This is a genomic window from Streptomyces soli (assembly GCF_003999195.1).
Classification (GTDB): domain Bacteria; phylum Actinomycetota; class Actinomycetes; order Streptomycetales; family Streptomycetaceae; genus Actinacidiphila; species Actinacidiphila soli.
Genome location: NZ_RJVR01000092.1, coordinates 23,132 through 38,045, shown reverse-complemented (window position 1 = coordinate 38,045; position 14,914 = coordinate 23,132). Strand labels below are relative to the sequence as shown.

The window sequence follows — 14,914 nt, the reverse complement described above, 5'->3', positions numbered from 1 at the left end:
GGGCGAGGGTGTGCTCCCGGTGCTGCCGTACCCGGCTGGCGTAGGTGGCGGCCAGGGTGATGGCCGTGATCGCGAGCAGGGTGAAATTGGCCGGTGTCCGGCCCAGGTCGTGGTTGACGGCGGAGAGGGCGACGTTGGCCGTCAGGGCCAGCAGTCCGATGCCCAGCGTGCCGGCCATGGAGAACATGGCGGCGGCCAGCGCCGGCGCCGCCCCGAGCAGCCGGTAGAACTGCAGGTTGGGGGTGAGCAGGGCCGCCACCGTGATCAGCACGATCACCAGCAGCGGAGTGAGGAGAGCCGGCTCGAACGGCCGGCCCTCCTCCTGCATCCGCCGGCAGAGCCGCTTGGGGGCGATCGCCCGCCTGAGTGCCCGAACGGTGGTGCCGCGGCTTGCGCTGGGCTCCCTGACATGCGCACCCATGTTTTTGTCCTTAGGTGGAGACGGCTCGTAGATGTCCGTTTGCGGACAGAACTACGTAGACTATGTCTAATGTTTGAATGAGGTTGATATGACCCAGATCTCAAGTGATGGGCTTCACATTCGACTGGCTGTCGATCATGGCTGCACTGCGTGATGACGGTTATCGCCGCTCTCTCGGGCTGGGATGTGCCGTGCCCGTTGGCACGCGCCTCGGCCGCCCCAGTTCACGCACAGAGTCCACTGACCAGCGGTGATGCCAACTACGACTGCCTGCCCCCACGCCCTCTGCGGTGACCGTAAGGCCGTCAACGACGTGCGGCCGGTGGAGGTGGTGGGAGGGGGTGCGTTCGATGATAAGGAGGGCGGAGTCGTCGTCGGCCCGATCAGAGCGGTCAGCCGGGGCCTGGCAAACGAGACCGTGAGGGCGGGCGCGACGATGAGGAGGGGACCCAGGTGGACATCAGGTGCGGTCACGTCGTCGGCGACGGCGATCGCCAGGATCAACACGAGTGGAGTTCCCACCGGCCTGCGCCTCAATGGCAGTTCCGGAAGGCGGTCCACCACCGAACGACGAGCACCCATGCGCACCTTTTGTCCGCCATGTGAGTGCGCATGCTCGCCACGGCCTCCGGCCAAACGAACAGGCTGCCCCGAGCAGCGCGACCGAAGCGCGCCGGGAACGCAGCGAGGTCAGGCGCATGCTCCCGCTGCGGCGATGGCTTCTTCGCGGGTGCGGTACTGCCTCAGACAACTGATCTTGCCGTCGCGGAAGGTGACGAGTGCGGCGCTCACAGTCTCCTCCGGCCGGCCATTGAGGAGATGGGCAGGGTCGCGCAACAGATGGCGACCAAGATGACACGGGACCTGGAGACCAAGGACCCCCAGGCCTCGGCGGAACTGCGTTTCGACGACGATGCCATGGACGAGGTCCACCGCAGCACGTTCCAGTACATGGCTGACTGTGCCTGGCCTCACGGCACGTAAACCGCCGTGGACCATCGACACCAACGGCGGCCGACACGCCCGCTGACACGTCCCCGGATGGGGCGCGAGAAAAAACGGGAGTAATTCATTCCGCCGTTCCCCGGAATTGCTGCGGCGCCGACCCTTGCGACAGCTTTCATGGGTGCCGCTCGGGCCACGGTGGTATGGGGGTGAGCTGCCTTCTCGGGCGCGGGGAAGGGCATGTTCGTACTGGTTGGGCATCTCTGCCACCGCAACTGACCCATCGGAGTGGAGACCGTGGTCGGACCGGGTGAATTCGACCGGCGAATTGTTTCCCAAAGGTTGTCCTCGGTTATGCACAGGGATGGGGGGATCTCATTCCAAACCGCCAGGATTGGATGGACGCAGTGAAACTAGCCGCGCGGATCGGCGCAGTAGTCGCCGGAGTCCTCGGGATCGTGCTAGCCGGGTCCGGAACCTCGTTCGCCCATTCGGATGATATCTGGCCCCAGACGTTCTCGGGAGTGTCCGGCAAGACCGGTGCCACCATTGTCAACATCGGCAATGGTCCCTCCTGTCCCAAGAGGGTTAAGAGGGTCAAGCTCTGCGTCAACGGACCGCTACACAGCGGGAACACCAACAAAAGCGGCAACTTCACGTACGGCAAGGGGAATGCCAACAACACCGGCAACTTCGCCGACGTCAACGGATCGACCAACAGCAACAACGTGACGCATGGCTCCTCGCCGAACGGCTACGACAACCAGCTGTCCAGCGGCCGCCACCACTGACCCAAGCGAACCGCCCGCCAGCATAGTCGGCACGCGGTTCGCTTGGGTTGGTTCAGTGGCGGACGCCGGTCAGGTGCTCGGGCCCGGTGACCCGGTCAGCTGCGCGGGCCCGGTGACGGCGTTGTGAGTGTTGGTCGACCCGTTGTCGTTGGTGAAATTGCCGCTGTTTTGGGGATCTCCGTGGTTGAGGAAGTTCCCGCTGTTCACGCTGTTGCCACTGTGGACCGGACCGTTGATGCAGGGGTGGGGGGAGTGGTCGGCAGGCGACTTGTAGTTGTAGTCCACGAGATGGTTGTTGCACGCCACGACGGAGACCATGTTCGTCAGGGTGCCGACATCGGCACCCGCTACCGCGGACAGCAGGGACCGGTTCGGCGGGACGATCTGGGCAAGAGCTGCCCCGCCGCCGGCCATAACCAGGCCGAAGGCGCCGGCGGCGACGACGCCCGCCTGGACGATTGTTTTCACGCTTGCTCCTGATCCTCAGGATTTCACGGCACAGTTCTGCTGCCGTTGTACGGTCCGCGTCTTCCCGGACGACACCCGACCCGCCCGAAATGAAACCGGAATTCGCCAGATTCACCCTGATGGCCCACTAATCCAGGGTGCAGTTGCCTGTAACCGGACGCCCCGGCAACCCGGACACGGACACCGCACAGCGACCTTTCGCCGCGTACGCCGGTTTACGGGCGACGCCGCGGCCGGTCCGTACCAGCACCGGCCGCACCCTTGCGCCGATGGCTGCCCCCATGTCCCCGATGTACGAGTTCGACCTGCTGCTGGTCGACCGCTGTCGCGGCGAGGCCGTGGACGTCCCCGCAATCGCGTGGTCAGTGGTCCGCGCAGCAGGGGGTGGGGTTGGGGACCTCGAAGGGCGCGAGGCGGCCGCCGACGGCGGGGACCAGCGACAGCACGAGGTCCCCGGTGCGCCATTCGGGGCGGACATGGGCGCGGGTCAGCACCTCGACGGTGGGCGCCGGGTGGTCGCCAGGCGCGGAGCCGAGGACGGTGAGCCGGGCGATGGGGGTGTGGGCGAGGATGTCGGCCACAGTGACGGTGCCGGTGAGGCGTCCGACACCGGGATAGAGGACGGCGCGGCCCCCGGACCGGGCGGTCGCCTCGGCAGCGGCCTGGCCGGCCGCGTCCGCCAAGTGCGCTGGGCCGTGGGCGCGGCCGGCCAGACACACGCCCATCGGCTCCGCGGCCGGCGCCGTCAGAGCCCGCCACACGGCGTCGACCGAATCCGCGTCCGGCAGGGTGAGGGACACCGCGGTGTGCGGGCGGCCGGTGCGGATGTGGTGGGTGCAGGCGACCGTGCCTGCGGGGAGGCCGAGCTGATCCACCAGGTGGTGGATCAGATGGTCGGCCTCCCGCAGGCCGGCGGACCCGGCATCGATGCCGAGGACCGTACGGTTCGTCACGCGGGCAGCACCCAGATCGGGTTGGAGTAGAACCAGAGGTCCTTCCACGGGTCGGCGTCGCCGACGACGTCGATGGCGGGACCGACCGGGTCCACCGCGGCGCCGTTCAGGCCGACCGCGCTGCGGTTGCCATCCGTACCGCGCAGGCGGACGTACAGCGGCTGGTCGACGCGGCCCAGGGAGTAGGTCAGCCGGACCGATCCCGTGGACTTGTTGACCTCGAAGGACTTCACGACCTTGGTGTTGGGCGTGGCGAAGGTGTCGCGGTCGGAGACCGCGCCGGTGACGGCGCCCTCGATGACGTCCACGCGGGCCAGCGTGGGCACGAACTGCGCCCAGTTGGGGCCGTTCGCCAGGTCGATGTCGATGACCAGGTCGACCTTGTCGCCGCGGCGGACGCGCAGCATGCCGCCGAGGGTCTCCTCCTTGGAGCCGGAGCGCAGGCGGGCGTTGAGACCGCTGATCAGGCCGCCGTGGTCGACCCAGACCCGGCCGTCGCGGATGGCGTTCATCACCGAGCGGTACGAGAAGCTGGTAGCGCCGACGTGGGTGCGGCTGTACTGGCCGGGCCAGAAGTCGCCGTCCGTGAGGCTGAGGCTGCCGCCGTAGACCGGGTCGTTGTACTTGCCGGTGGCGTTGAAGTCGCTGCCGGGGCCACGAACCGCGTTGTCCGCGTAGACATTGTGCGAGTCGGAGTTGGCGGTGATCCACCACGGCTTGCCCTCGGCGAGGAGGCTGTCCCACAGACCGCCCACGGTCGAGGTCATCCAGTCGAAGCCGCCCCAGGTGCGGTAGCTCTCCAGCGGGTAAGCGGCCCAGGAATCGGCGCTCGGGCTGCTGTCGTAGTAGCCGCGGCCCGAGCCGGGACCCTTCGGCGCGGGGATGCCGGCGGCCTGGTGGCCGGGCGCGCCCTCCATGCCCACCGCGATCTGCGGCTGGGCGTCACGCCAGGCGCGGATCTCGTGCGGGGAGTCCAGACCCTTGCGGGCCGGGTGGTTGGCGAGGAACAGCGCGTCCTTGACCCGGCGGCCGGCGACGGCGTCGGCGAGGAAGTTCAGACCGGCGATGGCCAGCGCCTCGTTGGCGGGACTGCTGGAGGAGGCGCCCTTGACCGAGCCGTCGAAGGAGTTCTCGAACTCCCTCAGTACGGCGACCTCGTTCGCGCCCGGGTGCACGAAGACGGTGCCGTGCTCGGCCGATGGGATGTTCCACTCCAGGCCCTGGAAGACCAGGGTGTCCTCGACCTTGTCGCGGGCCGCGACGATGTCCGGGTTGACCTTCTCCACACCGAACTTGGCGTGCTGCGGGCCGCCGTGGTCGGTGATGACCATCCAGTCCAGGCCGTTGGCGTTGCCGTGGCGGACGTGGTCGATGACCCGGTACTTCGCGTCACCGCTGTACTGCGTGTGGATGTGGTGGTCGCCGGCCAGCCACAGGTAGTCGCCGGACCAGGAGCCGCTGCGCCCGGTCTTGCTGTCCGCAGCGGCGGCGGCGCCGGCGCCGGCGAGCACGCTGCTCGCCGCCAGGCCCGCGCCCAGCAGGCCGGTGCGCCGCAGCATCCCGCGACGGGAGAGCTGATTGGGCGTCAGCTCAGTGTCCGGTACGGACATGTCGAGCGCCGGCGGCAAGGACCCCGGTCCGTCGCCGTGCGAGTGGTCGTGGTGTCCGTGCGCGTGGTCGTGCCCGTGGTGATGGCCGTGGCCCATGGTCGTCCCGCTCCTTGCCTTCGGCCCGCGTCGCCGAGCCGTATAGATAGAGCCAAGTTTGTTTAAAGAGGAAGTATGTAAGAGGAGAGACTGCGGAGAGAGAATGAACAGACCGGGCCCAGGAGATGGACAGCAGAGGGACGCCACATGTGATCTGAAGCATCTGGCCCCGGAAGGAGCCGGTGCGGCCGGTTCCGTTCGGACCTGTTCAGCCCACGGCGGTGAGGAACTAGGTGGCTGCGAGCTCGGCGTAGAGCGGGTCCGCGGTCGCAAGTCCGGCGTATGTGCCTGCCGCGCGCACCGTCCCGGTGTCCATCACGACGATCCGGTCGGCCATGGTGACGGTGGAAAGCCGGTGCGCCACCACGAGCACGGTGGTCGTACGGGCGACATCGGCCATGGTGTCGCGCAGCGCCGCCTCGTTGACCGCGTCGAGCTGGGAGGTGGCCTCGTCGAGAGCAGCAGGCGGAGGCGGCGGAGCGGAGCACGGGCGATGGCGACGCGCTGCCGTTCGCAGCCGGAGAGCTTGGTGCCGCCCCTGCCGGCCACAACTCCGGGCCGGACGCCCCGTTACCGCCCAACCGCCCGCGAACCCAGATGGACGCCGACGGTGATGGCCAGCGCGACCGGCAAGAAGACCAGGCCGGTCCTCAGCTCGCCCTCACCCGGTGGATCAACGTTTAGCGCATCCCTGACGCGGCCGGGGCCTCACCCGACGTGGACGCGGGGTCGGCGGGCGGGGTCGGACTCCGCCTCGCGCAGCACCTCGCGGGTGACGGCAGCGACCTCGCCGTGCCCGAAGAGGAAGAAGCGCAGGAAGTTGGCGAACGGGCTGCCTTCGGTCCACTCGAAGTAGATGTGCGGACGCTGGCCGGTGGTGTCGCGTACGTGCAGCAGCAGCGCGGCCAATGCGTTGGGGATCGAGGGGCCCTCCAGGGTGAGCACGCGGTAGCGCTCACACATCACCTCGCCGCGCACGGTGAGCCCTGATTCGAATTCCGACGGGTCCAGGACGGTGACCTCGACGAAGATGAAGTCCTCCTCGGGCGGGAGGTCGTTGTCGGTGCGGATCTGCCGGGCCTTCTCGCGGTATTCGGCGATGTCGCGACGGTCGGGCTGGTTGGCGATGAAGCGGATCTTGCGGTGTGCGATGTCGCGTACGAAGCGCTCGCCCATATCGTCCAATACGATGCTGGTGACCCGCAGTTCGAAGGCGCGGGCAAGCCGGGACAGCAGCGACACCAGGATGATCCCGGCGATGAAGCAGGCACCGATCTTGACGCCCTCGGGGCGCTCGATCACGTTCGCGACGGTGGTGTAGAGGAAGACCGCCGCGACGACGGCGAAGGCGATCGTCGCGTAGCGCTGCCGGTGATGGCGGGCGGCGATGGTGACGGCGATTGCGGCGGAGGAGATCAGCACCAGCACGCCGGTGGCGTAGGCGCCGCCCTGGGCGTCGACGTTGGCGTTGAAGATCCAGGTCAGCAGGAAGGCGATCAGGGTGAAGACCAGCACCATCGGCCGCACCGCGCGCGCCCAGTGCGGTGCCATGCCGTAACGGGGCAGGTAGCGCGGCATCAAGTTGAGCAGCCCGGCCATGGCAGAGGCCCCGGCGAACCACAGGATGGCGATGGTGGACACGTCGTAGACGGTGCCGAAGCCGGAGCCCAGGTAATTGTGGGCGAGGAAAGCCAGGGCGCGGCCGTTGGCCTGGCCGCCGGTCTCGAAGTCCCTGGCCGGGATGAGGAGTGTGGTGATGAAGCTGGTGGCGATGAGGAAGACGCTCATGATGACGGCGGCGGTCGTGAGCAACTTCTTCGCGCCCCGGATGCGCCCGACCGGCTGCTCCTCAGTGTCCCCGGCATCGCCCTCGACGAGGGGCATGACGGCCACGCCGGTCTCGAACCCGGACAGACCCAGCGCCAGCTTGGGGAAGACCAGCAGCGCCACGCCGACCATCGCGAACACGTTGCCGTGCTCGGTGGTCAGGGCCGTGCTCCAGTCGGTGACCACGTGCGCCTCGGTCACCACATGCCACAGCCCGACGCTCACCACGACGACGTTCAGCCCGAGATAGAGGCCCACCAGGACGACGGCGACGCCGATCGCCTCCAGGAAGCCCTTGAGGAACACCGCGCCGAGCAGGGCAACCATCACCAGGGTGATGATCATCTGCTGTCCGTGCAGCACGTTCGTCAGGTGCGGGTTCTCGATCAGGTGGGTGGAGGCGTCTGCCGCCGACAGGGTGATCGTGATCAGAAAGTCGGTGGCGGCGAAGCCCAGCAGCGTCAGGACGAACAGCTTGCCCTGCCAGAACGACAGCAAGCGCTCCAGCATGGCGATCGAGCCCTCGCCGTGCGGGCTCTCCTCCGCCACCCGCCGGTATACCGGCAGCGCCCCCGCCAATGTCACGATCACCAGCACGATCGTCGCCACCGGAGACAGCAGCCCGGCCGCCAGCGCGGCGATGCCCGGCTGGTATCCGAGCGTCGAGAAGTAGTCCACACCGGTCAGGCACATCACCCGCCACCAACGCTGCCCCTTGTGGGGGTGCGTGGGCACGGTGTGCGGCCCCTGCTGGTGCTTGGCCATGTCGGACAGGCCCTCCAGCAACCAGGCACGCAAGCGCCCTTTCGCCGAACCGGCTTGGGCAGAGGTGGCCATTGCTCTCCTCGAACCGGGAAAGAGGAACCGTCGTGGTGACGGCTCGGTCAGCGTATGCATCGATTTCTCCGCACACCGCCCGCTTGGCCGCGTCCGCCCCAGGTGTCGGGACGGCGGACTGACCCGGTGCCCTCTGGCTATCGCCGCCGTCGCGGGCAAGGAAGGCCACGACGCCTGGCACGGTGAACGTGGACGTAACCCCCTGGAGACCACCACCAACCACCACCTGCTCACGGCAGGGCTCGCCTACCCCACCTACTACCGCTACCTCTTCCCGGGCCCACGGCACTGACCTCCGCCGTCCATGAGGCCCAGGCGGCGCCCGCCAAGGGCCTATGGCCGAGCGACGCGACCACCGGGGTGAAGATCATCGGGCTGCCCTCCATCACCGAGGACGTCGTACCCCACGCTGACCTGGGCGACGTTGGCCTGCATGATCCAGTCGATGGATCCGGCCGGCGTCGGTGCCGCGCCCGTGGTGGCCGGAGAAGGCGTAGGTCTTGATGGTGTCGATGTCGTCCTGCACGGCGGCGGTGACGTCGAGATAGTGGTCGGCGATGGCGTGCAGCACACTGACGGGCCCTTGCGAGGTGCTCCGACATGGCTTCGAGGCCCTCTCGGAGCGGGCCGAGGGAGCCGTGTTGCGATGCCGGCGAACTCCGCCTCGGTGGGCTCGTACAGCCCGATCCAGACGAAGCCGCTGCCGCGCTTCTTACGGACCAGCTCGATCGCCTTTCGTCGGCCGGGACGTGGCCGGCCTGGCGTACGCCGCCGAGAATCAGGGGAATCGAGCCGCTGGTCCACGGCCTGCCACGTTTCGCTGGCGGCGGGCAGCGGCGCGCTCACGTCCCGTCCGGCGCGCCGGACGTGCCCGGCCAAGACGTTGCGCGCGACGCCGAAGAGCCAGCCCCGCCCCGATCAGCGCGAGGCGTGCCGTTCCTCCCTCATCTGCCGTCACTGGCTGTCAAGCATCGCTCACACGCTCTCACGCACGTCACTTCGCCCCAGACGTAAGGTGTCCGACGCCAGCAGCACCGCACCCCATATGCGCCGCGCCGGGGTCTTCGACGAGGGCGGCCGCGGCCTGCTCCTGGTCGCCCAACTCACCCAGGACTGGGGCACGCGCCAGACCACTATCGGCAAAACCATCTGGTGTGAACAGGCGCTACCTGCCGGCTAAAACGGGCCGCCGCACTCGCCCCTGCCGAACGTAGCTGGCCCGCGTTTCGCACAGCCTGACGGTGGTGCCGTGACGAATTTTGCCGTCGACCGCGGCGATCGGACACAACGCTTCGGCGCGGCGTGCTGGACCCCCACCAGGCTCCGCAACGGAGCAGGTTGGTCCCCCCCCTCGATCGGGCAGCTTCGCCCGCACCCGGGTTTAACAAGGGCCGTCAGAGCTCACGTCCGTGACGCTTGGCCTTGGCGCCCCCTGGAGGTTCCTGGTACGCCTCCGATCACCGTCCCTGTTGCCGCTGCAAATGGTCGAGGAGGACCGGGACATGGCTGTGCTCGGGGTCCTTCACGGCGGTGACCAGGGTGACTGTGGAGGTGCGAATCAGGTCGAGCAGGTGACCGACCGCTGCCGCATGGCGGGGCTCGGCCAGTTCTGCCAGGTAGCGGGCCCGGAAGGTGACGGAGTCCACCTGGCCAGCGTGGTGGTCGGCGCGCAGGTCGTCCGAGGGCGTGACGTCCTTGAGCCATTCGTCCACGGCTGCCCGTTCCCTGGACAGCCCGCGCGGCCACAGCCGGTCCACCAGCACCCGCAGGCCGTCGGCCGGCTCGGGCGGGTCGTAGACACGGCGCACGCGGAGCTCGGGGTCGGACTGCATCGTGTGCCTCCTCGATCGCCGTGATGCTCCCAGTCCACACCGGTTGCTGCCCTCCGGCCACCGGTCTGCCGTGTCGGGGGCGTGCGGTCCCAGGTCCGCCCGGCGCGGTCCGGCGCTGATTCCGGCAATGGGCATTTGCCGACATGCCAAGGGGGAGATTCTCACAGGGGCCGCCGGGTCAGGCTCAACGAACCGCCGCGACCAGGACCACGACGACGTGGCAACGGCAGAGGCCCCTCAACTGTCGCGAGCGGGCAGGGCTTCGCCATTACCGGCTGCAGTACTGGGAGGAGACCTCCGGAGAAATGCGCCCACAGGCGGCGCAGACCCGGTCGAGCATGCAAGGGGCTTCGCCGCCCTCGGTGGTGCCGGTGGCGTCGGCGAGGGTGACCGGGGCAACGGCGAGGTTCTTGATGGTCAGGGCAGGTCGCCGCTGGTGGACGGTGAGTTCCCGATCAACTGACACCTGCCCACCCTACGCACGTGCTCTTTATCGTTGCGCCGCGCGGGCGATGAATTGTCATACCGGACATGGAGATCAACTGTCCGCCCAGAAGGATCTGTGTTGTCCGCTCACCCGGACGTTCCAATGTCCGTGGACACCGACCTCGACGAACTGCGGGCAGACCGCCAAGATAGGCCGGGCAAGCAGCGTCAGCCCGCTCCCCGTCGCACGTTCGGGTCGCACTGCCCGAACCTGGTCACGTCGAGGTCGGCCTCGATGTAACCAGCAGCCCTGCCCTGCGTAGCCTGTCGAGGCTGGCGCGTATCTCGGCCGTGACGTTCGTTTGACGCTCCGGACGGCTGGCAGCCTGTCTCCACAGCGGAGAAACCCTGCCTGAACTGCAGGTTCTCCCTCTGCCGCTTTCTGTGACGTGTTTCCGATGACGCATCACGTGGAGTGCGTGGCGATCCTGGAGTCGGTGGCCAAGGGCGCCTGACCGGCGGAGGCCTTACGGGCGGGTCAGCGGACGTCGGTTGCGTGGACCCGGTGAGTGCTCCGCGGCTTCGGGCTGTAGACCAGCTTCACGCCGCCGTGGCTCCACCCCTTGAGGAACAGGGTCGGTGTGGCGACGAAGGTCAGGAACACGGGAAGACGCTGATGGGGAAGAGCACGGGAAGGGACGTGCCCTCGGGCAGTGTCTGGCCCCCAACATGGCCATGCCGCCGTTCGCCCGGCTCGGGGTGCTGCGCGGCGAAGCCACCTTCGCGGACACCATGCACGGCCTCTACGCCCACCCCAAGAGCGCGGAGGGCGGCCCGGGCCTGTACGACACGGGCAGCGGCCTGTGGTACCGCGACGCGCGGTTCCTGCCCGGCGGGATCACCTCGCCCAACGGCCTGCCGGTGCTGTGGTCTGCACGCCGCGATCGCCGACACCTTCACTCTCGACGAGGTTGCCAAGGCCCACGAACTCGGCGACTCGCACCGTACGAGCGGCAAGCTGGTCCTCGTGAGGCGGTACGTCACCCGGTTCACGGGGACGTGGTGGAGCCGCCCTTCGGGCCGTAGGCGGTCAGGAAGCGGTCGCGGAAGCTGTCCATCCGCCAGACGGGGGCCTTGGCGTCGGGCTGTAGTCCGTCCTGCCAGTTCCAGGTGGAGATCCGGTCCAGCACGGCAGGGTCGTGGGCGACGATCGAGATCGGCACGTCCCGGCTGGCCTTGTCGCCGACGACGGTCGGGACGGGCTGGTGGTCGCCGAGGAAGACGAGCACGGTGTTCTTGTCGCCGTACTTCTCCACGTAGGAGATGAGGCTGTTCAGCGAGTACTCGATGGCCCTCCGGTACTCGGTTTGCACCTTCTTGGGGTCCTTCCACACCTCCTTGGGGTCCTCGCCCGCCTTCTTGATGGCGTTGAAGATCGTGCCGTCACCGAGCTGGTCCCAGCCGACCGTTTTGGCGATGGGTGCCCAGGGGTTGTGGCTGGAGGCCAGGATGATCTCGGCCATCAGCGGATCGTGGTTCTTCTTGCCGTGCTCCAGGCGCTCGAAGGCCGCCAGGCTGAACTGGTCGGGCACGGGCGTCCAGCTGAAGTACGGGCCCTTGTACCCGAGGTGCGTGGAGTCGTAGATGTGGTCCAGGCCGAAGAACTTCCCCTCCGGCCAGGCCCGTCGGACGCCGGGCATGATGCCGACGGTCCGCCAGGCGCCGGTGCGCTGGAAGGCGCTGGTGAGGGTCATGCGGCTGCTGGAGGTGAGGCTGCGATAGCGCTGCTGGTTGTCGATCCACAGGCCCGACCCGAAGGTGGAGTGGGCGAGCCAGCTGCCCGCGCCCGTGACCGGCGACTTGAGCCAGGCGCTGCGGGAGGAGAACCCGACCTTCTTCAGCCGGCTGGTCCCGCTCGCGAGCACCTTGTCGACCGACGCCGCCATCACCGGGTCGTCCAGGACCGCGTTGCGGCCGTAGCTCTCGATGAAGGTGAAGAGGACATCCTTGCCGCGCAGCCCGGTCAACAGCTGGTCGGGCGGGGTATTGCTGAAGGCGTCGACGGAGGCCTGCTTGGCGAACACGCGCTCGTCGTTGAGGCTCGCGTTCACTTGCTTCACACGGTTGTCGACGAACTGCGCGGTGCCGCTTGAAGCGATCGGCAGGCCCGCGACTTGCGCGCCGAGGGCGGCGCAGGCGACCCAGGCGGTCCCGAGCACCAGGAGGGTACGGGTCGCCGCGGTGCCGTGCCGGGCCATGAGCCGGCTCAGCCGGAGGACCGCCAGCGTCATGACGACCGGCAGCGCGAGGGCGAGGATCACGACGCCGACCACGGCGGCGATCGCGCCGGCCTGGCCGACCGACTCCTTGACGAACTCCTCGGCGTTGGCGAGCAGGACCCAGTCGAGGACCAGGTTGAACGGCCGGACGAGAACCGAGTAGAAGCCCATGTCGAGGAACTTCAGGATGGTCAGCAGGCCGAGGAATGTCCCGCCCAGCACCGCCGCCACCCGCCTCGCCTTCGGCGGCAGGACGAGCAGTACGGCGGCGCCGAGGACCCCTTCCACCGGTATGCGCGCGAACGCGACGGGCGTGACGTGGGAGAGCTGGTTCGGCACGAGGATCGCGGCGAGCACCAGCACGACGGCCAGGACCGTGGTCACCCTCGCCACGATCTGCGCGGCGGCCGGGTGCCTGCCCCGCCAACCGCCTCCTGTGGCTGCCCTGTCCGTGACGGCTTCGGATGTGGCGGCTTCGGATGTGATGGCCCCGTCCGGGTCGTCCACGGCGGTGTCGTCCGGCGTCGGGCCTTCCTCCGTGGTCACCTCGTCCGTATTCGGCAGCCGACGAGAGCGCGTGATGAACGACAATGCGGGATCCTTCCCTGCGAAGCCCGGTGGTGGCGCGGAGGACCAGGCTCGGGAAGTCGGGTCCGCCACCATCCGGTACGGCTCGCCGGCGGCTTCAGTTCAATCATCGGCGGTAGATCGTGATCGAGTGGCCGACCTCGTCGATCGGCTTGCTGCTGTCGATCAGCGCCGCCAGCTGCCCCTCGGCCTTGGCGACCGACGAATCCGACACGACGAGCACCCCGTGGACCTCGTCGGCGGGCACCTTGCGCGGGTCGGACGCGTCGATGCCGTAGGAGGACGGCACGCCGCTGCCCTTGTAGACCAGCCAGATCTTCTCGCCCTGATAGCGCTGTCGTAGCCGGTCGGCCAGCCGCCCCAGGTCCTGGCCCCAGTCGACGTTCGAGTCGTGCAGGCGCAGGTGGGTCTTGGACGGTCCGCCGAACGCCTCGTTGGAGTACGGCAGGTAGTACGGGTATGTACGCAGCGAGCTGACTGCCACGAACAGCACCAACCCCGCCGCGACGACGTGCGCCCACCGCCATCGGACGGCGGCCACCCCGGCCGCCGCGACCGCAAGGAACATCGGCACGAAGAGGGCGTACCGCACGCCGAGGTTGCGGGACCCGGTCATGGCCGAGGCCAGCAGCACGGCTGTGGGGACGAGCACGTACGGTGCCGCGGGCCGCAGCCGGGGAACCGCCAGGAGCACGACGCCACCGGCCGCCCACAGCGCGAGCATGCCCAGCGGCGTCTTCACCAGCAGCGCGGCCGGGAGGTAGTACCAGAGCGAACCGAGGTAGTGCCGGCCGAAGAGAAAGCCGCCCCACGTCGCGTCCTCGAAGCCGAACTGGACCCGCATACCGTCCAGATACGGCTGCGGGAACGGCAGCCAACCGACGGCAAGCGCGCGCAACCCGTGAACGGGCGGCAGCTCCGCGGGCGCCGTCCACCGCAAACGCGGGTCGACGGCGAGGTAGGTGGCCCACACCACGACGACCGCGACCACCGCCATGCCGATCGCCGCCGCCACGCCGGCCGCGAGAAGCCGCGCCGTCCCACGCGTGCCGAGGCCGTGCGCGGTCCGGCGGGCGTGCCAGACCGACAGGACGGCCAGCACCATCAGCACCGGAACCGCCGGCAACGCGCTCATCTTCGTGGCCACGGCCGCCCCGAGCGCCACCCCGGCAAGCGGGAGGTAGCGCAGCGGCCGCCGCCGCGCCCGCCACAGCAGCCAGACCGACGTCAGCAGGAAGCCGGCCTCCGGCACGTCGAGCGTGGCCAACGACCCGTGCGTGATGATGTCCGGCGAGAACGCGTACAGGGCGAGCGCCACCAAAGCGCCCCCGGAGCCGACGAGGTCACGGGCGAAGGCGAGGACCACCAGTCCGAAAAGCAGCGTCAGCACGATCACCGGCAGCCGCGCCCACAGCATCAGTCGCCCGGGATCATTGCCTGACTCGTACAACAGATGCCGCCCGAGCTCCGTTTGGTCGCCTACGAAGGTGGGGTCGAGGCGCGGATGGGCGAACGCCACCCCGCTCGCGATGATCAGCTTGCCCAGTGGCGGATGCTCGGGGTTGTAGCGCAGGCTGTGCTGCTGCACGTAGACCACCGCCGTGCCCACGTACACCGGCTCGTCAATGGTCGGCGTCTGCTCCACGGCCGTGGTCACCATCGCGACCGCCATCTCGGCGAGCAGCGTGACCACGACGAGCGTGAACAGCCACCGCCGGTGCCGCCTCAGCCACTCGAATCGGCCCGGCGACCTACCGGCGGCACCGGAAACGCTGTCCATGTCGGCCGCCCCTTGCATGGCAAGAGACCTTAGGGCCCGCCACGCGAGCACGGGGTCGGTT

General features: G+C 68.7%; 13 protein-coding genes and 4 pseudogenes. 5 read left to right on the top strand and 12 right to left on the bottom strand.

Going from position 1 to position 14,914, the window contains the following annotated elements; genetic code table 11:
* Window positions 1-421: pseudogene (locus EFK10_RS07665) on the bottom strand (hypothetical protein); the annotation flags it as partial.
* 840 nt (window positions 422-1,261) lie between these two features.
* Between EFK10_RS07665 and EFK10_RS47120 the strand changes: the two are divergent.
* The gene (locus EFK10_RS47120) at window positions 1,262-1,405 is read left to right on the top strand and encodes a hypothetical protein (protein ID WP_164835876.1); all 144 of its coding nucleotides are present in this window, start codon (window positions 1,262-1,264) and stop codon (window positions 1,403-1,405) included.
* 359 nt (window positions 1,406-1,764) lie between these two features.
* Window positions 1,765-2,157 (top strand): hypothetical protein, encoded by a 393-nt coding sequence (locus EFK10_RS07660; protein WP_127354980.1) that lies wholly within the window; start codon window positions 1,765-1,767, stop codon window positions 2,155-2,157.
* 69 nt (window positions 2,158-2,226) lie between these two features.
* Here EFK10_RS07660 and EFK10_RS07655 read toward each other — a convergent pair whose 3' ends face one another.
* The 5 genes and pseudogenes from EFK10_RS07655 to EFK10_RS07635 all read right to left on the bottom strand — a co-directional run bounded on the left by EFK10_RS07655 (window position 2,227) and on the right by EFK10_RS07635 (window position 7,948).
* Window positions 2,227-2,571, bottom strand: a complete 345-nt coding sequence (locus EFK10_RS07655; protein ID WP_127354983.1) for a hypothetical protein — start codon at window positions 2,569-2,571, stop codon at window positions 2,227-2,229.
* A gap of 416 nt (window positions 2,572-2,987) precedes the next feature.
* Window positions 2,988-3,578 (bottom strand): hypothetical protein, encoded by a 591-nt coding sequence (locus EFK10_RS07650; protein WP_164835875.1) that lies wholly within the window; start codon window positions 3,576-3,578, stop codon window positions 2,988-2,990.
* Window positions 3,575-5,284, bottom strand: coding sequence for a PHP domain-containing protein (locus EFK10_RS07645; protein ID WP_127354979.1), 1,710 nt, complete (start codon window positions 5,282-5,284; stop codon window positions 3,575-3,577). The genes EFK10_RS07650 and EFK10_RS07645 overlap by 4 nt, the downstream gene beginning before the upstream one ends.
* Window positions 5,285-5,513: 229 nt before the next feature.
* Window positions 5,514-5,833, bottom strand: a pseudogene (locus EFK10_RS07640) (ATP-binding cassette domain-containing protein); the annotation flags it as partial.
* Between the two features lie 159 nt (window positions 5,834-5,992).
* Complete coding sequence (locus EFK10_RS07635; RefSeq protein WP_127354978.1) at window positions 5,993-7,948, bottom strand: APC family permease; 1,956 nt, start codon at window positions 7,946-7,948, stop codon at window positions 5,993-5,995.
* On the opposite strand from EFK10_RS07635, the gene EFK10_RS07630 reads away from it, so the two are divergent.
* The gene (locus tag EFK10_RS07630; protein ID WP_127354977.1) at window positions 7,941-8,240 is read left to right on the top strand and encodes a hypothetical protein; all 300 of its coding nucleotides are present in this window, start codon (window positions 7,941-7,943) and stop codon (window positions 8,238-8,240) included. The two genes, EFK10_RS07635 and EFK10_RS07630, sit on opposite strands and share 8 nt — an antisense overlap.
* 147 nt (window positions 8,241-8,387) lie before the next feature.
* Here EFK10_RS07630 and EFK10_RS49705 read toward each other — a convergent pair.
* Window positions 8,388-8,695 (bottom strand): annotated as a pseudogene (locus tag EFK10_RS49705) (hypothetical protein); the annotation flags it as partial.
* A gap of 265 nt (window positions 8,696-8,960) precedes the next feature.
* Here EFK10_RS49705 and EFK10_RS47115 point away from each other — a divergent pair.
* Window positions 8,961-9,128: pseudogene (locus EFK10_RS47115) on the top strand (ATP-binding protein); the annotation flags it as partial.
* A 277-nt stretch (window positions 9,129-9,405) separates the two neighbouring features.
* On the opposite strand, the gene EFK10_RS07615 reads toward EFK10_RS47115, so the two are convergent.
* The 3 genes from EFK10_RS07615 to EFK10_RS51935 all read right to left on the bottom strand — a co-directional run bounded on the left by EFK10_RS07615 (window position 9,406) and on the right by EFK10_RS51935 (window position 10,870).
* Window positions 9,406-9,780, bottom strand: a complete 375-nt coding sequence (locus EFK10_RS07615; RefSeq protein WP_127354974.1) for a DUF488 domain-containing protein — start codon at window positions 9,778-9,780, stop codon at window positions 9,406-9,408.
* A gap of 268 nt (window positions 9,781-10,048) precedes the next feature.
* Window positions 10,049-10,246 (bottom strand): hypothetical protein, encoded by a 198-nt coding sequence (locus EFK10_RS07610; RefSeq protein ID WP_127354973.1) that lies wholly within the window; start codon window positions 10,244-10,246, stop codon window positions 10,049-10,051.
* A 498-nt stretch (window positions 10,247-10,744) separates the two neighbouring features.
* Window positions 10,745-10,870 carry a hypothetical protein gene (locus EFK10_RS51935; protein WP_265737480.1) on the bottom strand — a complete coding sequence of 42 codons (126 nt, stop codon included), beginning with the start codon at window positions 10,868-10,870 and terminating at the stop codon, window positions 10,745-10,747.
* Between the two features lie 65 nt (window positions 10,871-10,935).
* On the opposite strand from EFK10_RS51935, the gene EFK10_RS07605 reads away from it, so the two are divergent.
* Complete coding sequence (locus tag EFK10_RS07605) at window positions 10,936-11,292, top strand: hypothetical protein (protein ID WP_127354972.1); 357 nt, start codon at window positions 10,936-10,938, stop codon at window positions 11,290-11,292.
* On the opposite strand, the gene EFK10_RS07600 is transcribed toward EFK10_RS07605, so the two are convergent.
* Window positions 11,256-13,076, bottom strand: coding sequence for an LTA synthase family protein (locus EFK10_RS07600; RefSeq protein ID WP_127354971.1), 1,821 nt, complete (start codon window positions 13,074-13,076; stop codon window positions 11,256-11,258). The genes EFK10_RS07605 and EFK10_RS07600 overlap by 37 nt on opposite strands.
* Before the next feature lie 103 nt (window positions 13,077-13,179).
* Complete coding sequence (locus EFK10_RS07595; RefSeq protein WP_240677058.1) at window positions 13,180-14,853, bottom strand: phospholipid carrier-dependent glycosyltransferase; 1,674 nt, start codon at window positions 14,851-14,853, stop codon at window positions 13,180-13,182.
* Between the last annotated feature and the right edge of the window lie 61 nt (window positions 14,854-14,914).

What these genes read in the sequence shown, in the direction of transcription:
- EFK10_RS47120 (WP_164835876.1), top strand. Translation starts at nt 1,262, where the DNA reads ATGGCGACCAAGATGACACGGGACCTGGAGACCAAGGACCCCCAGGCC.
- EFK10_RS07660 (WP_127354980.1), top strand. Translation starts at nt 1,765, where the DNA reads ATGGACGCAGTGAAACTAGCCGCGCGGATCGGCGCAGTAGTCGCCGGA.
- EFK10_RS07655 (WP_127354983.1), bottom strand. Translation starts at nt 2,571, where the DNA reads ATGGCCGGCGGCGGGGCAGCTCTTGCCCAGATCGTCCCGCCGAACCGG.
- EFK10_RS07645 (WP_127354979.1), bottom strand. Translation starts at nt 5,284, where the DNA reads ATGGGCCACGGCCATCACCACGGGCACGACCACGCGCACGGACACCAC.
- EFK10_RS07635 (WP_127354978.1), bottom strand. Translation starts at nt 7,948, where the DNA reads ATGGCCACCTCTGCCCAAGCCGGTTCGGCGAAAGGGCGCTTGCGTGCC.
- EFK10_RS07615 (WP_127354974.1), bottom strand. Translation starts at nt 9,780, where the DNA reads ATGCAGTCCGACCCCGAGCTCCGCGTGCGCCGTGTCTACGACCCGCCC.
- EFK10_RS07605 (WP_127354972.1), top strand. Translation starts at nt 10,936, where the DNA reads ATGGCCATGCCGCCGTTCGCCCGGCTCGGGGTGCTGCGCGGCGAAGCC.
- EFK10_RS07595 (WP_240677058.1), bottom strand. Translation starts at nt 14,853, where the DNA reads ATGGACAGCGTTTCCGGTGCCGCCGGTAGGTCGCCGGGCCGATTCGAG.